Source organism: Klebsiella sp. GL120222-02, assembly GCF_003097195.1.
GTDB lineage: Bacteria > Pseudomonadota > Gammaproteobacteria > Enterobacterales > Enterobacteriaceae > Klebsiella > Klebsiella variicola.
In genome coordinates, this window is sequence record NZ_QEQO01000001.1 from 668,360 (window position 1) to 685,906 (window position 17,547).

Annotated in this window: 17 protein-coding genes; 7 read left to right on the plus strand and 10 right to left on the minus strand. The window is 61.8% G+C overall.

Annotation, left to right across the window (positions count from 1 at the left end):
* Nucleotides 1-5 precede the first annotated feature (5 nt).
* The 3 genes from N438_RS03320 (at nucleotide 6) to N438_RS03330 (ending at nucleotide 4,924) form a co-directional block, all read left to right on the plus strand.
* Entirely contained in the window at nucleotides 6-2,507 is a 2,502-nt protein-coding gene (locus tag N438_RS03320; RefSeq protein ID WP_022066169.1) for a fimbria/pilus outer membrane usher protein, read from the plus strand.
* Nucleotides 2,495-3,499, plus strand: a complete 1,005-nt coding sequence (locus tag N438_RS03325) for a fimbrial protein (protein ID WP_032730346.1) — start codon at nucleotides 2,495-2,497, stop codon at nucleotides 3,497-3,499. Before N438_RS03320 ends, N438_RS03325 begins: the two co-directional genes overlap by 13 nt.
* A 132-nt stretch (nucleotides 3,500-3,631) precedes the next feature.
* On the plus strand, nucleotides 3,632-4,924 hold the full coding sequence (locus N438_RS03330) for a glycoside hydrolase family 10 protein (RefSeq protein ID WP_012541751.1): 1,293 nt from the start codon (nucleotides 3,632-3,634) through the stop codon (nucleotides 4,922-4,924).
* Between the two features lie 16 nt (nucleotides 4,925-4,940).
* Here N438_RS03330 and N438_RS03335 read toward each other — a convergent pair whose 3' ends face one another.
* The 5 genes from N438_RS03335 to N438_RS03355 all read right to left on the minus strand — a co-directional run bounded on the left by N438_RS03335 (nucleotide 4,941) and on the right by N438_RS03355 (nucleotide 8,975).
* Entirely contained in the window at nucleotides 4,941-6,263 is a 1,323-nt protein-coding gene (locus N438_RS03335; RefSeq protein ID WP_008804919.1) for a type II toxin-antitoxin system HipA family toxin, read from the minus strand.
* Nucleotides 6,263-6,529 (minus strand): type II toxin-antitoxin system antitoxin HipB, encoded by a 267-nt coding sequence (hipB, locus tag N438_RS03340; RefSeq protein WP_008804920.1) that lies wholly within the window; start codon nucleotides 6,527-6,529, stop codon nucleotides 6,263-6,265. The genes N438_RS03335 and hipB overlap by 1 nt, the downstream gene beginning before the upstream one ends.
* Nucleotides 6,530-6,794: 265 nt before the next feature.
* Entirely contained in the window at nucleotides 6,795-7,121 is a 327-nt protein-coding gene (gene uraH / locus N438_RS03345) for a hydroxyisourate hydrolase (protein ID WP_008804921.1), read from the minus strand.
* Complete coding sequence (gene uraD, locus N438_RS03350) at nucleotides 7,118-7,618, minus strand: 2-oxo-4-hydroxy-4-carboxy-5-ureidoimidazoline decarboxylase (protein ID WP_008804922.1); 501 nt, start codon at nucleotides 7,616-7,618, stop codon at nucleotides 7,118-7,120. Before uraD ends, uraH begins: the two co-directional genes overlap by 4 nt.
* Nucleotides 7,596-8,975, minus strand: coding sequence for a nucleobase:cation symporter-2 family protein (locus N438_RS03355; protein ID WP_012968246.1), 1,380 nt, complete (start codon nucleotides 8,973-8,975; stop codon nucleotides 7,596-7,598). Before N438_RS03355 ends, uraD begins: the two co-directional genes overlap by 23 nt.
* Before the next feature lie 344 nt (nucleotides 8,976-9,319).
* Here N438_RS03355 and hpxO point away from each other — a divergent pair, with 344 nt between their 5' ends.
* A complete protein-coding gene (hpxO, locus tag N438_RS03360; RefSeq protein ID WP_116696079.1) occupies nucleotides 9,320-10,474 on the plus strand; it encodes an FAD-dependent urate hydroxylase HpxO in 1,155 nt (384 codons plus the stop codon).
* Here hpxO and hpxR read toward each other — a convergent pair.
* Nucleotides 10,455-11,378 carry a LysR family hpxDE operon transcriptional regulator HpxR gene (gene hpxR / locus N438_RS03365; RefSeq protein ID WP_008804925.1) on the minus strand — a complete coding sequence of 308 codons (924 nt, stop codon included), beginning with the start codon at nucleotides 11,376-11,378 and terminating at the stop codon, nucleotides 10,455-10,457. The two genes, hpxO and hpxR, sit on opposite strands and share 20 nt — an antisense overlap.
* 125 nt (nucleotides 11,379-11,503) lie before the next feature.
* Here hpxR and hpxD point away from each other — a divergent pair, with 125 nt between their 5' ends.
* Entirely contained in the window at nucleotides 11,504-12,541 is a 1,038-nt protein-coding gene (gene hpxD, locus N438_RS03370) for a molybdenum cofactor-independent xanthine hydroxylase subunit HpxD (protein WP_004148366.1), read from the plus strand.
* Nucleotides 12,542-12,552: 11 nt separating this feature from the next.
* Entirely contained in the window at nucleotides 12,553-13,527 is a 975-nt protein-coding gene (hpxE, locus tag N438_RS03375) for a molybdenum cofactor-independent xanthine hydroxylase subunit HpxE (protein WP_064170989.1), read from the plus strand.
* On the opposite strand, the gene N438_RS03380 is transcribed toward hpxE, so the two are convergent.
* Nucleotides 13,504-14,742 carry an MFS transporter gene (locus N438_RS03380; RefSeq protein WP_022066161.1) on the minus strand — a complete coding sequence of 413 codons (1,239 nt, stop codon included), beginning with the start codon at nucleotides 14,740-14,742 and terminating at the stop codon, nucleotides 13,504-13,506. The two genes, hpxE and N438_RS03380, sit on opposite strands and share 24 nt — an antisense overlap.
* A gap of 105 nt (nucleotides 14,743-14,847) precedes the next feature.
* On the opposite strand from N438_RS03380, the gene N438_RS03385 reads away from it, so the two are divergent.
* On the plus strand, nucleotides 14,848-15,792 hold the full coding sequence (locus N438_RS03385; protein ID WP_008804928.1) for an AraC family transcriptional regulator: 945 nt from the start codon (nucleotides 14,848-14,850) through the stop codon (nucleotides 15,790-15,792).
* A 9-nt stretch (nucleotides 15,793-15,801) separates the two neighbouring features.
* Here the strand turns inward: N438_RS03385 and N438_RS03390 are convergent, their stop codons facing one another.
* From N438_RS03390 to N438_RS03400, 3 genes are all read right to left on the minus strand, one after another.
* The gene (locus N438_RS03390) at nucleotides 15,802-16,557 is read right to left on the minus strand and encodes a VOC family protein (protein ID WP_008804929.1); all 756 of its coding nucleotides are present in this window, start codon (nucleotides 16,555-16,557) and stop codon (nucleotides 15,802-15,804) included.
* Between the two features lie 177 nt (nucleotides 16,558-16,734).
* Nucleotides 16,735-17,046: a cupin domain-containing protein gene (locus N438_RS03395; RefSeq protein ID WP_004205936.1), complete on the minus strand. Its 312-nt coding sequence runs from the start codon at nucleotides 17,044-17,046 to the stop codon at nucleotides 16,735-16,737.
* A gap of 21 nt (nucleotides 17,047-17,067) precedes the next feature.
* Nucleotides 17,068-17,331: a VF530 family protein gene (locus tag N438_RS03400; protein WP_060619358.1), complete on the minus strand. Its 264-nt coding sequence runs from the start codon at nucleotides 17,329-17,331 to the stop codon at nucleotides 17,068-17,070.
* Nucleotides 17,332-17,547 lie beyond the last annotated feature (216 nt).

Consider the following 17,547-nt stretch of genomic DNA (forward strand, 5'->3'; position numbering starts at 1 on the left):
TCGCGATGCGCCACGGCCCGGCTCATACCGTTACCGTCGTCAGCCTCTCCATCCTGCTGGGCGGACAGAGCGCGCCCTTGCACGCCCAGGCGACCTTTAATATGGATCTGCTGGAAAAAAACGACCATTTGCCGGCGGTGGATCTGCAGCGCTTCAATCAGCAAACGAGCCAGCCGCCTGGCGACTATCCGGTCAGCTGGCAGGTCAACGGCGTCACCCTGGATGCCCGTAAGATCATCACGTTTCGCCAGAATGACCGCGGGCAGCTGACGCCCTGCCTTAAGCCGGAAGATCTGCTGCAGGCCGGTGTTAATCCGGCCGTGCTGTCCCAGGCGTCCGGCGCAACCTCCCGCTCATGTCCCGAACTCGCCACGCTGCTACCGGGCAGTACGGTCAATTTCGATTTTGCCCATCAGCGGCTGGCAATGACCCTTCCCCAGGCGCTGATGACGCGCCAGGCGAGGGATAATGTTCCTTCTGCGCTGTGGGATGAAGGTATCAGCGCCTTTCAGAGCAATTACCGCTATTCAGGCGCCAGCCAGCGAACCCGCGAGGGCAACACTGAGCGCGATAACTATCTGATGTTGAAAAGTGGCGTGAACGCCGGCGCCTGGCGCCTGCGCGCCAGCAACAGCCTGACCGCCAACAGCGACGATAAGCCCCACTGGACCACCAGCGGCGCCTGGCTTGAGCGCGATCTGACGCGCTGGCGGAGTGAACTGACGCTCGGGGATACCTTTACGTCGGGCGATGTATTCGACGCGGTACAGTTTCAGGGAATTGCCCTCGCCTCCAGTGATGCGATGCTCCCGGACTCGCAGAAAGGTTTTGCCCCGACCATCCGTGGGATAGCCAGAACTAACGCCCAGGTCACGGTTCGGCAAAATGGCTACGTGCTGTATCAAACCTACGTCACCCCTGGCGCGTTCGTGATTGACGATCTTTATCCCACCGCCAGTAGCGGCAATCTTGAGGTTGCCGTCAAAGAGTCGGATGGCGAAATCCGCCGCTTCACCCAGCCGTATGCATCGGTCACCAGCATGCAACGCGAAGGCAGCCTGAAATACAACCTGGTCGCCGGGCGCTATCATAGCGACGATGCCAGCCAGCGTCCGCTGATGATGCAGTTGTCGCTGATGCGCGGGTTCGCCCACAACCTGACGCTGTTTGGCGGACTGCAGAGCGCGGCGCAATATCATAACCTCTCGTTCGGCGCGGGACAGGGGCTGGGTGATGCCGGGGCGCTCTCGCTGCAGCTGTTAAACGCCCGCGACCGGCACCAGCAGGATCCGATCGATGGCCGGGCCTGGCAGCTCCAGTACAGCAAAGGTTTTGATCGTCTTGGCACGCAATTCACCTTCACCGGCTGGCGTTATTCGCATCAGCGCTATGCCACGCTGAGCGAGGCGTATTCCAGCCCGGATCCCGACGCCGACTCGCGGGATAACGACAACAAAAAAGCGACCCTGCAAATCACCGCCAGCCAGAGCCTGCCGTACGATATCACCCTCTATCTGAGCCTCGACCAGGACAGCTACTGGTCAGAGGGCGCCCCACAGCGTACCGCCAATATGGGGATCAGCAGCCAGGTTCACGGTATCGCGTGGTCGCTCAGCTACAGCGATGCACACAGTAGCGACGGTGACGAGGAGAATGACGAGCCGCACTCCGATAAAGTGGTGACATTGTCACTTTCAGTAGCGCTGAACCACCTGCTACCGGGGAGCTATGCCGGCTATACCCTGACCTCCTCCCGCCACAGCGCCGACAGTCAGATGGTCAGTCTCAATGGCACCATGCTGGATAATCACGCGCTCAGCTACGCCGTCAGCCAAACCCTCGATCAGCAAAACGGGCACAGCGGCAGCCTGACGGCCGGCTACAGCAGTGGAAGAGGCGATCTGAATCTCGGCTACAGCCGTGACTCGCAGGCCACTCGCCTGAACTACGGCGCCAGCGGGGGTATCCTGATTCACCGCCACGGGGTGGTCTTTACGCCGGAAATGAATGGCGCTGTCGTTCTGATTGACGCCGGTGGCGCCGGCGGTGTGACCCTCGCCAACCAGAGAACCATCGCCACCAATCGCGATGGATATGCCGTGCTGCCCTTCGCTACCGCCTATCACCGCAACGACGTCGCCCTCGACAGCCACTCGCTGCCGGAGAATGTGGATCTGGCCAACAGCACCGTGACGCGGGTTCCCACTAAGGACGCGGTGGTGCTGGCGCGTTTTCACACCCACGTTGGTTATAAGGCGCTGTTTACGCTGCAGTCGCAGGGACAACCGCTGCCCTTTGGCAGCGAAGTGCGCGCCAAAGACACCAGCAGCATCGTTGCCAGCGAGGGTCAGGTGTACCTCGCCGGCCTGGCGCCGAAAGGCACCCTGTATGCACAATGGGGACCAGGCCCTCAGCAGCACTGTACTGCCCGCTACGATCTCACCCCGACGCTGGCGCAGACACCCCATCCACTCATTTTACAGCAGACGTTAACATGTCCTTTTTAACTCTCCTGCGTCGGGCCACCCTGACGCTGTTACTCGCCCTGTTACCCCCCGCCAGCGGATGGGCCTGTACGCCGGTGTTTGTCCGCGGCCAGGCCACCACCCTTCGGCTGAACGTAGGGCAACTCACCGTGCCGGCTGACGCCAGACCGGGCACCCCGCTGTATCACAAAAGTTTCGCCTGGGATCGCCTTAGCGACGGCGGCGAACAGTGGATCCGCTGCGCGGACGACCCGCATGGGCTGTCGCCGCTACAGCTGAACAGTTTGCTGTCCGGGGGAGCGACGCGACCGACGGTTTATCAAACCAACCTCGCCGGCATTGGCGTTCGCGTATCGCTGCGCGTTATCGGCGGTTATGGCGGCTTCCCTGACCGGCCGACGCCCTCGCCGTTTAGCCAACGGGTGAACAATCCGGCCATATTGCCTGATGCGGTGTGGAAACTGGGCTATTTCCGCCTGACGATTGAGCTTATTAAAACCGGTCCCGCGGCGACACCGGGCGAGCTTGAGTATCACAGCGAGCACTTTTTAATGGCAGAGCATACCCCGCTGGCCGCGTTAGACTTAAGCGGCAGGGTCAACACCGCGGGATGTTCCGTGAATGACGCCACGCCAGCGCTGATTAAGCTGCCCGCCGCGATGCTTGACCACTTCGGCGGCGTCGGCAAAACCACCGGCGACACGCCTTTCGCGCTGCAACTGGATTGCAACAGCGCTGTGACTATTTCCCTGCGTGTTGACGGCGCGGAGCCCCTCACCGCCCGGGGGCATGGCGTTCTGCGCAATGACGCCACGGACGATCGGGCGCAGGGTATTGGTGTGCAACTGCTTTACCATCGCCAGCCGGTTTCCCTGAATCATGAGATGACGCTGGGCAGCGCGAGTGCGGGCCGGTTTATCCTGCCGCTCACGGCCCGCTACTACCAGACCCGTCCCCGGATCACCGCCGGTCAGGTGTCGGCCGTCGCGACCTATACCTTACATTATGACTAGGTGATGGCGAACCGACGGATGAAGGAATTGCTCTGACCCACGAATCGTAAGAGAATAGCCGCTACACGCGACGATCTGATTACACGGGAGTTCATCATCAGCCATTCTCGTCGATTCCCCTTAGCCAGCAAAGTGGCGCTGGCCGGTGCGGCCGTCATTGCCGTGGGCATGCTGTTCAGCTGCACCAGTAAGGCCCCTAAATCCCTTGTCACGACACCGAACACTACCGCCGTCAAAGCCAGCCAGACGCACCGGGAGCCGGTACGCGGCGTGTGGCTCACAACCGTGTCGCGCCTTGACTGGCCGCCGGTCGGGTCGATTATCGCCAGCACGCCGGAAAGCCGCATCACGCAGCAGAAGCTGGCGCTGATCGCCAAACTCGATAACCTGCAGCGCCTGGGTATCAACACCGTCTTTTTCCAGGTGAAACCCGACGGCACGGCGCTCTGGCGGTCGGACATTCTGCCGTGGTCCGATATGCTGACCGGCAAAATCGGCGAATACCCCGGCTACGATCCGCTGCAGTTTATGCTGGATGAAGCGCACAAGCGCGGTATGAAGGTTCACGCATGGTTTAACCCCTATCGTGTCTCAGTTAACACCAAACCGTCGACCGTTGCCGAGCTGAATAACACCCTCACGCAGGTGCCGGCCAGCGTGTTCGTCCTGCACCGTAACTGGATCCGCACCGCCAGCGATCGCTTTGTCCTCGACCCGGGCATTCCCGAAGCACGGGACTGGATCACTAGCATCGTCGCTGAAGTGGTGCAGAACTACCCGATTGACGGCGTGCAGTTCGACGACTATTTCTACACCGAAACCACCTCTTCCCCGCTTAACGACAATGAAACCTTCCGCCGTTACGGACAGGGTTACGCCTCGAAGGGCGACTGGCGCCGGCATAACACCCAGCAGCTCATAGCCCAGGTTTCCACTACTATCAAAAAGCTCAATCCGAACGTCGAGTTTGGCGTGAGCCCGGCCGGGGTGTGGCGCAACCGCTCGCACGATCCGGCGGGGTCCGATACCCGTGGCGCGGCCGCCTATGATGAGTCCTATGCCGATACCCGCAGCTGGGTGCAGCAGGGACTGCTCGACTACATCGCGCCGCAGATCTACTGGCCGTTTGCCCGCGATGCCGCGCGCTATGATGTGCTGGCCAACTGGTGGGCCGAGGTGGTTAAGCCGACGCATACCCGGCTGTATATCGGCGTGGCGCTGTACAAAGTGGGTGAGCCGTCCAAAAATGAGCCTGACTGGACGGTGGATGGCGGCGTGCCGGAGCTGAAAAAGCAGCTCGACCTCAATGAAACTCTGCCGCAGATCCAGGGCACGATCCTGTTCCGCGAAAATAACCTCAATCAGCCGCAAACCCGGCAGGCGGTCAACTATCTGCGCAGCCGCTGGGGGCAACCGCAGAGCTAACCGCCAGCCGGCTTCGCTATAACGCCTGCAGCCCTTGCTGCAGGCGGGCGTGCAGCTTCAGCATATTTTCCGTAATGGCCCGCCAGACGTGGGTGGAAAAGTCCGCCGGCAGCGTCCGGCGAGCGCTTTCGATTGCCTGCGGCACATGCCCGGCAAACTCCTGGAGGATCGCCAGCATCTGCTCCCCAGGAAAGTTCACCGCTTTGGCGGTTGCCAGAAAATGACGCGGATAGATAGCGTTAATCTCTGTTTTCCGCCCTTTTGTGGCATTGAGCCCCATCGACAGCTTCAGGTCGCGCAGATGCAGTCCCGTGCCTCCCAGCACCGGAAACGCCGAAATGATGTCGTAGAACGGCGTTAGACGGTAGCTGCCACCGGGCAGCAAAAAGAGCGAGAAGTTCTTCGCATGCCCGTCCGTTGCCCCAACCAGCCACTGAAAAACCATGAATTTCATAAAGTCTGCGCGATCTTTCAGGGCTTCACTGGAGCCCAGCAGAAAGGCCATGATTGCCGCAATACCCGGCCCGCCGTCAGATTCATATTTCATCGACGACGGGATGCCAAAGGCCTGACACAGATCCTCCTGCGGCAGACGCAGCAGCACCCGCCCCTCCTGCGCCCAGCGCCGGTCAAAGCGGGTCACCGCCAGCGCGCGGATCCGCGGCGTGGTGATAATCTCTGCCTCCGGCACCGCCAGGCCCAGTTCCCTGGCCAGCGCCAGGCACAGAAACTCGTTATCCACGCTTTCACGCAGATCCAGCGTCGCATTAGGCTGCTTTATCTCGCCGATGGGCAGTTTAATGATATGCGTGGTCGGCGTGGTGCCCTGCGGAATACACCAGTGCCCGCCCATCCGCAGCAGCGCCGTTTTCTCCTGGGCGCCGGCCACCGAGATACGGAAATCATCCTGGCCGGTAATCATCCCGAGAGGGATATCCGACTGGTAGGCGGTCAGCAAAGCGGTGAGCTGCGCCTCGTCCAGCGTCTGCCAGCGCAACCCCTCGAGGTGCGCCTCTTCCCCCGGCGGTAGCAGAGTCACCGCCCCTACGCTATCCCGTCCCACTTCGGCCAGCAGATCGAACGGCTGCTTCGAGCGCGCCTGATAGCGCCTGACGATCCGATCGCGGACCTGCGGGCTGTCGGGCAGTAGGTTATCAAAATAGTGATACACCGCGTCGGCGGTGATATTGCCATACTGCAGCGGCAGCGAGAGGGAGAGCGGTCTGGCGCGCGGGCTGCGCAGCCACTCTTCGTCATAGCGAAAACTGTGCGCCCCGTTAGCCTGGCGGGTTAAGGTGCCCACGCGCACATTGTTCATCCAGGTGGTAAGCGTCGCCATTACCAGTCAAGGTCCGTGTTGTTATCGGGAGCCGGCGCCGTCTCTGTGGCTTTGGCGTTCAGCGTCATCACCACCCCTAGCGACTGGAGGATCTTAAACAGCGTGGTTAAGGTGGTTTTGTCGGGGTGATTTTCAAAATTGGACAGTGTGGCCTGCTTAATGCCGATCCGCCTGGCCAGCGCATCCTGGGTCCAGTGGTTCTGCTGGCGCAGCAGCTTCAGATAATTGGCCAGCTGCACGGGACTGTATATCTGCGGGGAATTCATCGCCTTGTTCCTCACCATCATTTATCCCCCTATCGGGATAAATTTGGTTTTATACCCCGCAGGGGATAATGTCAAGATTATCCCCTGGTGGGGATAGGTGGGTGATTATCCTTGAGTGGGGATAAAACAGGAAGGATGGTGGCCGGAGACACCTTTACATGCCCGGTGGCGGCTGCGCCTTACCGGGCCTACGAGCTGTCTCTGCCCGCGCCGTAACGATCCAGGCCGGGCAAACGCAGCGCCGCCCGGCATCGGGCAGCCGGGTTTAGCTGCCGCGGTAGGTCGACCACCCGCCCGGGGCGATGAGAAACGGCAGATGGAAATGGTCATCTGCCGCCTCGCCGATAACAAAATCAATCTGCGCCCGGGTAAAGACGCTCTCCCGCCCGGCGCGGGCAAACCACGCCCCGGTTTCCGCCGTTAAGCAATAGCTCCCCGCCGGCAGCGGTGCGGCGCTAAAGGTGGCGATACGCCCCTGGGCGTTGGTCACCAGGGTCACCAGCGTCTCGCCCTCCCGACTCAGGCTGACCGTCACGCCTTCCGCCGGCCTGCCGGTGGAAATATCCAGAATATGGGTGCTCAGGGTACTCATTCGCCAATCACTCCTTCCAGTCTTAACATCGTAATCTCTCGCAGCTGGGCAAGCGCCTCAGTCACTTCTTCGTCGGCGGTATGCTGCAGTCGGCGCGTCAGCGCCTGTAAAATCGCTTCGCCGCTGCGCCCTTTGGCGCGGATTAAAAACACCCGGCCAAAACGGGCCTCGTAGCGGGCATTGCCCTCCTGCAGGGCCTGCGCGAGCCGCTCATTCTCGCTGTCCACCGCCGACTGCTCCTGGCGCGACAGCGCCGCGTGCGCCTGGCCGCCGGTCGGCTTTTCACCGATCCGCGGATGGGCGCTGAGCGCCGCGTTCAGCTCGTCCTCTCCCCAGTAATCCATCGCCTCACGGGCGGTCTGCAGTAGCGCATGACGGCTGGCAAAAGGTCGCAAGTTCACCAGCGTCTCGCCCCAGGCCGGGATCGCCACGCAGGGGGCCAGCAGCCCCACTGCCTCATCTTTACTCAGGCCGTTAAACTGACTCAGCGCGATCATCCTGACTCCTTATCGTTTTCGTCGCCGCCTGCTCCTGCGGCAGAATAAGGTTCAGCGCTATCGCTACCAGCCCACCGCTGGTGGCCGCCGAACCGAACAGATCGCCGACCATCGGCGGAAAATGGCTGAGAAACGCCGGCACTGACTCCACGCCAAGGCCAGCACCAAACGCCAGCCCCACAATCAGCACATCGCGACGGCTCAGCGGGGTCTGGGTAATAATCCGGATCCCGGCCGCCACTACACAGCCAAACATCACCATCGTGGCGCCCCCCAGCACCGGCGCCGGGATCTGCCGCAGCAGTTCGCCCACCGGGGGAAACAGTCCAAGCAGGATCAGAATCACGCCAATGTAGCGTCCGACATAGCGGCTGGCCACCCCGGTCATCTGGATCACGCCGTTGTTCTGCGCGAAGGTGGTGTTCGGAAAAGCACAGAGCATGGCGGCCACCATACAGCTGACGCCGTCCGCCAGGATACCGCCCTTCAGCCGGTTACGAAAAGCGTGATCATCAATAGACTGTTGCGAAATCAGCGAGTTGGCCGTCAGATCGCCCACCGCCTCCAGAATACAAACCAGCGACACCAGGGCGACCGGCAGAAATATCGCGCTGTTAAACTGAAAGCCGAACGGAAACAGCGTCGGCAGGCGAAACAGAGTGTCGCCCAGGCTGTGAAGATGGAACTGACCGCTCAGCCCTGCCGCGACGCAGCCCACGGCAATGCCCACCACCACCGAGGAGAGACGCAGCCAGCGGTTTTTGGCGCAGCTCAGCAGGACGATAACCCCGAGGGTGCCCGCCCCGAGCGCGATGTTGCTCATGCTGGCGAAATCCTCGGCCTTTTCCCCACCGCACCAGTTGATGACGCTGACTTTGATCAGACTGATGCCGATCAGCGCAATCACGCTGCCGGTGATAATGGGGGTAAAGATTTTTTTCAGCGGCTCAATAAAACGGCTGACAATCACCGGCACCAGAGCGGCGACAAAGTTAACGCCAAACAGCATCGCCATCATATCCTGCGGCCCGCCGCCCTGCGCTTTTACCCACATCCCTCCGGCCACCGTCACGCCGAGGAAGGCGAAGCTGGTGCCCTGCATGCAGATCATCCCGGCGCCAACGCCCCATACCCGATTGGACTGCAGAAAGGTGCCAATGCCCGAGGCCAGCAGCGACATACTGATGAGATACGGCAGCCAGTCGCCAAGCCCGAGGGTAGCGCCGATAATCAGCGGCGGCGTGATGATCCCCACCAGGCCCGCCAGCACATGCTGGAGAGCGCTGAAAAAGGCCGGAAGCGGTGGGATCCGCTGTTCAAGGCCGTAAAGCAAGCCACTGTGATGTTCGTCAGACATGGTGTAATCCCATAGCAAAGAGAAGTGCATGGGCTAGTGCACAAAGCAGGCCAGAGACGACAAAAGCGACCAGAAAATTTCATTAATGCTGCAAAATCATTAGCTTACATCACTCTGTTAACGTATACCCCCGCACCGCTGAAAATCAGCGCGCTGAAACGATAGATTCCTTATGCAATATTAAGAAACTTTTGATTCATAAAAAGGCAACCAATACGTCACATTGCACCAATGCGGTGCGCCGTGAGCTATCGCTGTGCTTTGAGCAGGCGGTTTTCCTCCCTCCGGCGAACTGGTACGTAAATTGCTGGAGTCAGTCACGACATCTGGATAAGGAGAATAAAATGAAAGCAATCGTGATTGGCGCCGGCATCGGCGGCTTAAGTGCGGCAGTGGCGCTCAAACAGTCGGGGATCGACTGCGACGTCTATGAAGCGGTGAAAGAGATCAAACCGGTCGGCGCGGCGATTTCCGTGTGGCCCAACGGCGTGAAGTGCATGGCCCACCTCGGCATGGGTGACATCATGGAGACTTTCGGCGGGCCGCTGCGCCGGATGGCGTATCGTTATTTCCGCAGCGGCGAGAACATGACCCAGTTCAGTCTCGCCCCGCTGATCGAACGCACCGGCAGCCGCCCCTGCCCGGTCTCCCGGGCAGAGCTGCAGCGGGAAATGCTGGATTTCTGGGGACGGGAAAGCGTGCAGTTCGGCAAACGCGTCACCCGCTGTGAGGAAGATGCCGACGGCGTGACGGTGTGGTTTACCGATGGCAGCAGCGCCAGCGGCGATCTGCTGATTGCCGCCGACGGCAGCCATTCCGCACTGCGTCCGTGGGTGCTGGGCTTTACCCCGCAGCGCCGCTACGCCGGGTACGTCAACTGGAACGGTCTGGTGGAAATAGATGAAGCGCTGGCGCCCGGCGACCAGTGGACCACCTTTGTCGGCGAAGGCAAGCGCGTCTCGCTGATGCCGGTCTCCGCCGGCCGGTTCTATTTTTTCTTTGATGTGCCGCTGCCGGCGGGTCTGGCGGAGGATCGCGACACTCTGCGCGCCGACCTCAGCCGCTATTTTGCCGGCTGGGCGCCGCCGGTGCAGCAGCTTATCGCCACCCTCGACCCGCAGACCACCAACCGTATTGAAATCCATGATATCGAGCCGTTCAGCCGCCTGGTGCGCGGCCGCGTCGCGCTGCTCGGCGACGCCGGACACAGCACCACCCCGGATATTGGCCAGGGAGGCTGCGCGGCGATGGAAGATGCGGTGGTGCTGGGCGCCGTTTTCCGCCAGACCCACGATATTGCGGCCGCGCTGCGCGAGTACGAGGCCCAGCGCTGCGACCGGGTTCGTGACCTGGTGCTGAAGGCGCGCAAGCGCTGCGATATTACCCACGGGAAGGATATGCAGCTCACCGAAGCCTGGTACCAGGAGCTGCGCGAGGAGACCGGGGAGCGCATTATCAACGGCATGTGCGACACCATCCTCAGCGGGCCGCTGGGCTGACCGTCGCCATGGATTCAATCACCGCACTCAGCGTCTGAATGGCCATTTGCGCGGGCCGCGAAAGCTGACGCGAGGGCGCGGTACACAGCGCCAGGGTCAGCGGTCGCAGCAGCGTACTGCGCAGCGGGATAAAGGCCAGCTGTCCGCGCTGGACTTCGTCCAGCACGTCGAGCAGGCTGAGGAGCGTCACGCCGCTGCCGCGCAGCACCAGCGACTTGATGAGCCGGATATCATTGCAGCTGATGGTATTCTCCGGCGCAAAGTCATGGTGGCGATAGAGGAGCGCCACCCGCTCATGGACGATCAGCGGCGCGCCGGGCACGATATGCCGCTCCAGGCTGAGCTCACCCAATGACAGCGCTTTCGCCCCCGCCAGGGGGTGGTCCGGGCGCATCACAATCCCCACCTCCAGTTCGGCAAAGGCCAGCACGCTGAGTCCGGCCTGCCCCTGCGGATCAAGGATCAGGCCGACGTCCAGGTCCGCCTGACGCACTTTCTGGCTGACGGTGTGGCTGTCCGCCACCTGCAGATCCAGCTCCAGCCACGGCCAGCTGGCGATGATCTCCGCCAGCGCGGCGGCGAAGCCCCCTTCCGCCAGCGCCTGCACCATCCCAACGCTGACGCTCCCGCGCTTCATCCCCTGCAGCTCATCAAATTTCTGCCGGGTCTGGCGAAACTCCTTTTGCCAGCGCAGCAGATTGTCATACAGCAGTTCACCGGCGGTGGTCATCCGCAGTCCCTCCGGCAGGCGCTCGAACAGCGGGGTACCGAAGGCCTCCTCGGCCTGCAGGATCTGGCGGTTAATTGCCGAGGCGGAGATATGCAGCTGCTCGGCGGCCCGGCGCAAGCTGCCGCAGCGGGCCACGGCGATAAAATAGTGGGCGAAACGGGAAAAAGGACTCATGGCACCTCTGTACTCTTTTTTGCAACAGCAGAGTGAATTAATGGTGATGGATGTGAACACCCTAATATGACAACAATAATCTCACAACAATAAAACAATCACCGATGTGAGCAGGAAGAGAAATCATGAAGACAATCACCCCCACGCCCCCCGCCCATTGCACCTTTGATCCAGAGGACTGGCTGCGGCTGGCCCGCTGCTGGCACCCGGTGGCCCGCGCCTGCGATATTACCGGCGCCCCGGTGAAAGCCACCCTGCTGGACGAACAGCTGGTTATCTACCGTATTAAAGGCCAGGTGGTGGTCGCCCGCGACGTCTGCCCGCACCGCGGGGTGCCGCTGACCCTGGGGTTTCATGAAGAGGAAGGCATCGTCTGCCCCTATCATGGCCTGCGCTTTGGTGAGGATGGCCGCTGCAACCGTATCCCCTCCAGCCCGGGGCAACCCATTCCGGCCAAACTGCATCTCACCAGCTTCGCCGTGGAGGAGCGCTACGGGCTGATCTGGACCTGCCTGGCCTGCGATCCGGACAATCCGCCGCCGTTACCGACCATGCCGCACTGGGACGACGCGGGATTTCAGCAAATCAACTGCCCGGCCTTCGAGGTGAAGGGATTTGCCGGCCGCCAGGTCGAAGGCTTTCTCGATGTCGCCCACTTCGCGTGGATCCACACCGACACCTTCGCCGATCCGGACAACCAGCAGGTGCCGGACTATACCCCGCAGGAGACGCCGTTCGGCTTTGTTGCCGACTACTGGAGCTCGGTGGGCAATTACCCGGCCAGCTCCGATTTCCGCGCGCCGGAAGGGTTCCAGTGGCTGCGTCACTTTGAAATGCATCTGCCGTTCACCGCTACGCTGACCATCCATTTTCCCGCCGACGCCAGGCTGGTGATCATGAACGCCGCCTCGCCGGTGTCGTCACGGGTGACGCGGATGTTTGCCCCTATTGCCCGCAATTTCGACCTGCACGTGCCGGTGGAAGACGTACATGCGTTCAACCTGCGGGTGTTCGAAGAGGACCGCCTGATGGTAGAAACCCAGCGTCCGGAGCGGCTGCCGCTGGATCTGACCCTTGAGGCGCATATTCCGGCAGACCGTAGCTCCATCGCCTACCGGCGTGGGCTGAAGAAGATGGGTTTTGGCGATTTCTTTCTGGTATGAGTGGAGGTCATATGCGCGACATATTCCCCGTGGTGGTCGATGGCCTGTGGCGTCAGGGCGCGAAAAATCTGGCCGTTCGTCTGGTGAGCGCCGAGGGGCAACCGCTGCCGGCGTGGACGCCCGGCGCCCATATCGATCTCCATCTTCCCTGCGGGCTGATCCGCCAGTACTCCCTGACCGGTAGCCCGGCCGAACGGGATCACTATCTGCTCTGCATCGCCCGCGAGGCGCAGTCCCGCGGTGGCTCAGGCTATGTCCACGACACCCTGCGCCCGGGACAACCGCTGATGATCTCTGCCCCGCGCAACCACTTTCCGCTGCACGAGGGCGGCCATGTGGTGCTTCTCGCCGCCGGGATCGGCATTACGCCGCTGCTGGCGATGGCCCACGCCCGGGCGGCGTCCGGCGCCAGCTTTACGCTGCACTATTACGTTAGCCGTGCGCAGGAGGCCGCCTTCGCCACCGAGATCGCCCGCCAGCTAACCGGTGGAATCTGCCAGATCCACTGCTCAGACGAGGGGCAGAGTCCGCGCCAGCGGCTGGCGCAGGATCTGGGGGCTCCGGACGCCGACACCCGGGTCTACTTCTGCGGTCCGCCCGGATTTATGGCCCGGGTTCGCGATACCGCGCGGGGGGCCGGATGGGAGGAGGCGCAATTGCACAGCGAAGCGTTCCAGCCGCCCGCCCCGACGGCAGCGTCAGCGGCGGACGGAACCTTCACCATCACCCTCGCCTCCACCGGGGAGCGCTGGCCGGTCCCGGGGGACAAAACCATCGCCCAGGTGCTACAGGAGCATGGCGTCGCGGTGCCGCTCTCCTGCGAGATGGGGATCTGCGGCGCCTGCCTGACGCCGGTGCGGGAGGGAACCGTCGACCACCGGGATACCGTGCAGTCGGAGGCGGAAAAACAGGCCGCAGAGCAGCATATTGCGCTGTGCTGCTCCCGCAGCCTGTCGGCCAATTTAGTTATCGATCTCGCGGGATAAGCGGCCCGTCTCCGGCTGGTCAGCGCTGGCGACCGGTTTCACCCGCACGGCGGCGAAAACAATCACCATCGCGCTCAACAGCAGCAGACCGCTGCCGGTGAAGACGCCGCTGGCGCCGTGCAAATCAAACACCGCCCCGCCGCCGGCGGCCCCGGCGCTGATGGCCAGCTGAATAGAGGCGACCAGCAGACCGCCCGCGCTTTCTGCTTCATCCGGCACGGTGGTGGCAAGCCAGGTGGACCAGGCCACCGGCACCAGACCGAAGGCAAATCCCCACAGGGCGACCAGCAGCCCGTCCAGCATGGTCAGATGGCCAAACGTCACCATCAGCAGCGCCAGCACGCTCATCATCAACGGCACCAGCGCCAGGGTCAGGCGCAGGCTACGGCTCAGCAGATAGCTCGCCACCGAGGTGCCGATAAAGTTAGCGATACCGAAGCCGAGCAATATCAGCGAGACCCCTTCGACACTGGCCTGCGCCACGGTCTCAAGGAACGGCCGCAGGTAGGTAAAGAAGGCGAAATGGCCGCTAAAAATCAGGATTGTCGCCAGCATGCCGCCCAGCATACCGGGACGGCGCAGCACCCTGAACAGCGTGGAGAAGGTCCCGACGCTCTCCGGACGCATGGAGGGCAGCACCCACAGTTGCCAGAGCAGCGCCAGCAGGCTGGGTATCGCACAGAGAATAAATACGTTGCGCCAGCCGATCAGCTCGCCAAGATAGCTGCCGAGCGGCGCGGCTACCACCGTAGCGACAGACACCGCGGAAAAGATGATCGCCAGCGCCTTCGGCACATGGGCCGCCGGCACCAGACGCATCGCCGTGGCAGTGGACATCGCCCAGAAGCCGCCGATGGCGACCCCCAGCAGCAGACGGCCCAGCAGGAGAAACGCCAGCGAATCGGCAAAAGCGACCATCAGGCTGGAGACTATCTGCAGCACGGAAAAGAACATCAGCACCCAGCGGCGATCGATATTGCGGGTGGCGGTGGCGATCAGCAGGCCGGTGACTAACGCCACCAGCGCCGTCGCGGTGACCGCCTGTCCGGCCATCCCTTCACTGACCCCGAGGCTGCTGGCCATCGGCGTTAACAGGCTGGCGGGCAGAAACTCGGCCACGATCAGGCCGAACACCCCGAGGGCCAGGGCATAGACGGCGCGCCAGGCAGGTTTGGCGGGTGACAGGCTCGCGTCAGCAGCTATGCAGGAACTCATATACATCTCTCCAGTTTTATTAACATCCTGGTCATCTTAGGGACTTACCTTTGGACGATATATGATGCATACTCTTCAGTTATTGATTATTCGTCCGGAATTACCATGAGCCAGCCTGGCATCGACCTGACCAGCGAACTGTTGCGCGGGATGCGCCTCTCCGGCGTTAACTACCGGCGCATCGAAACCGCACGCCCGTTCGGCGTCGGCTTTAGCGCCGTGGCGGGTAAAGCCCAGTTCCATTTCATCAGCCGCGGGCCGGTGCTGCTGCGCATGGCCAGCGGAGAACAGTTCACCCTCGAGAGCGGCGATGCACTGTTTATTCCCAACGGCGACGGGCACGCCCTGCTTTCTGATCCGCAGGCCACGGTGGTCAATGTGGCCCAGCTGCCCAGCGAAACGGTGTGCAGCACGGTAAGCTGTATCAACGCCGGCGGCCGCCCGGACTGCCCGGAGCGCGCCGTCATTTTCAGCGGTTGTATGGATTTTGAGCTCGGCGGCATGCAGCCGCTGGTGAAGGCCATGCCCGAGGTGATGCGGGTCAGCAGCCTGCTAAACACCTGGCCGGAGATCCAGCCGCTGTTGGTAGCGATGGAGCGGGAATCCCTCACCCGCCAGGTAGGCTATGCCGGGATCCTCGCCCGGCTGGCGGACGTGGTGGCCGCGCTGATTGTCCGCGGCTGGGTAGAGTGCGGATGTGGCAACGCCACCGGTTGGGTACAGGTCCTGCGCGATCCCCGGCTGGCAAAAGCGATCTATGCCATGCATCAGCGCCCGGGGGTCAACTGGAAAGTGGAAGATCTGGCGCGGGAGGCGGGGCTTTCACGCTCGCTGTTCGCGGAACGTTTTCTCGCCGCGACAGACACCACCCCCGCCCGCTATCTGACCGAGCTGCGTATGCGGCTGGCGGTGCAGTACATCACCCACGAAGGCCAGGCGCTGGAAACGGTCGCCTTCAGCCTCGGGTATCAATCGCTGGCGGCCTTCAGCCGGGCCTTCAAACGCATCACCGGCCAGCCGCCGGGGGCCCTGCGCGCCACGGCACGCTAGATTCAGCTTTTATGTAAAGCGATACACGCCGTTGCCGACGCGAAAGCGCTGCCCCTTAAGCGCCGGGTTGGCGACGCGAAACACCAGTTCGGTCAGCTGGTTAGCGGGTCCTTCGCGGAAAGTAAACCACTGGCCGCCCACGTCCAGTCCCTGCTCCCCCTGTGGCGGGAAGCCCAGCAGCGCCTGCCAGCGATCGCGTACCGCCTGCGGATTGACCACCTCGAACACCGCCTGCTCAAGCGCAATGTCGCCCAGCGGGTGCGGCACGTCCAGTTCCTGAGCGCGCAGCCGCGCCAGCCGGGTGGTATCGTCTTCTCCCCACTGCAGCACAAATGGATAGACCAGCCCGTCAGTGTCGCCATCGATGGTGAAGATCCGCCAGCGGATGATATTGCCCTGCGGATCGTTGCGCTGACCATCGACAATCGGTGATACCGCCAACCCCTTGCGACGCAACTGGTCATGAGTGGCCTCGATGTCGTCGCTGCGCAGCGCCACCCGAAACAGCGCTTCGTTCTCCGGCAGCAACCGCTCGGCATCCCGCGAAAGCAGGAACCTGTCCGTCGCGGCGCGCAGTTCGTCCGTGTCGGAAATGGCGAGGAATTCGATATAGGTCAGGCCAAAATAGCTCAGCGCATTGCGGGTTCCCCACCCCGGATGTCGCCCTCCGGCCACCGCCCGCAGCTGCTGGTCGGCAAAGGTCTGAATGGCCGCTTCCGGCTGATTCACAAACTGTACTGCGTGGTCCCACTGCAAGGTTGCCATGATCTCTCCCGCGATTGTGCCTGTTCAGGCGCCTGCGGCAAAAGATAGTGCTGGGGTGAAGGGAATGGCAAACAAGAATTAAATATATCGAAAGCTGGATAAGTGATTTATATCAACGCGGTATGTTGAGTCTAACCGGTGATGAAACGGCGGGCTAAGAACCGCCCGCCGGAGGGATCAGACCGACCCTTCTTTCTCGATCACCAGAATACGCGCCGCCCCCTGCGGATGGGCGACATGCTCGCATCCCACTTCGGCGTAGAAGATATCGCCGGCGTTCAGCATGATGACCTGCTCCTCGCCGTCGACTTTCACATGCATCGCCACCTGACCATCCATCACGGCAAACACCTCCTGACCATCGTTGATGTGCCAGATATAGGGTTGGTCGGTCCAGTGCAGACGCACGGTGGTCCCGGAAAAATTGGCGATATCCAGCGCGCCCCACGCGCGGTCGGCGGTGAAATCTTTACTGCTCCAGCTCTGCATGATGGTGTCCTGTGGTAAGGGTTATTTTTTCTGCCAGTTTGCCCAGGGATCCGCTTTCTCCACCGGCGCGTCATCATCAAGGGAGGCGAGATACATGGCCTCCACCTCTTTGCGCGCCCACGGCGTCCGGCGGAGAAATTTGAGGCTGGACTTAATGCTGGGATCGCTTTTAAAGCAGTTAATGTTGACCTGGCGGGCCATTTCCACCCAGCCATAGCGCGCCACCAGGGCATTGAGCAGCGCTTCCAGCGTCACGCCGTGCAGGGGATCTTTCGAGCTGTGCATTACGATACGTCCGTTCCGCATTAAAAAAGTGCGCCTACCTTACTGGCTCTGACCGACGGGCGCAACCGGCTTCATTACGCGCTTTGCGCCTATATCTATTTAACGCAAAAGCACTGAACCCCGCGCGGTCATAAATTAGAAAATAACGTTATTGGTTGCTTATTTGGCCTTGAGGCAAGCTGTGTTCAGCCCCGGACAGAGGAAATCACCATGCGC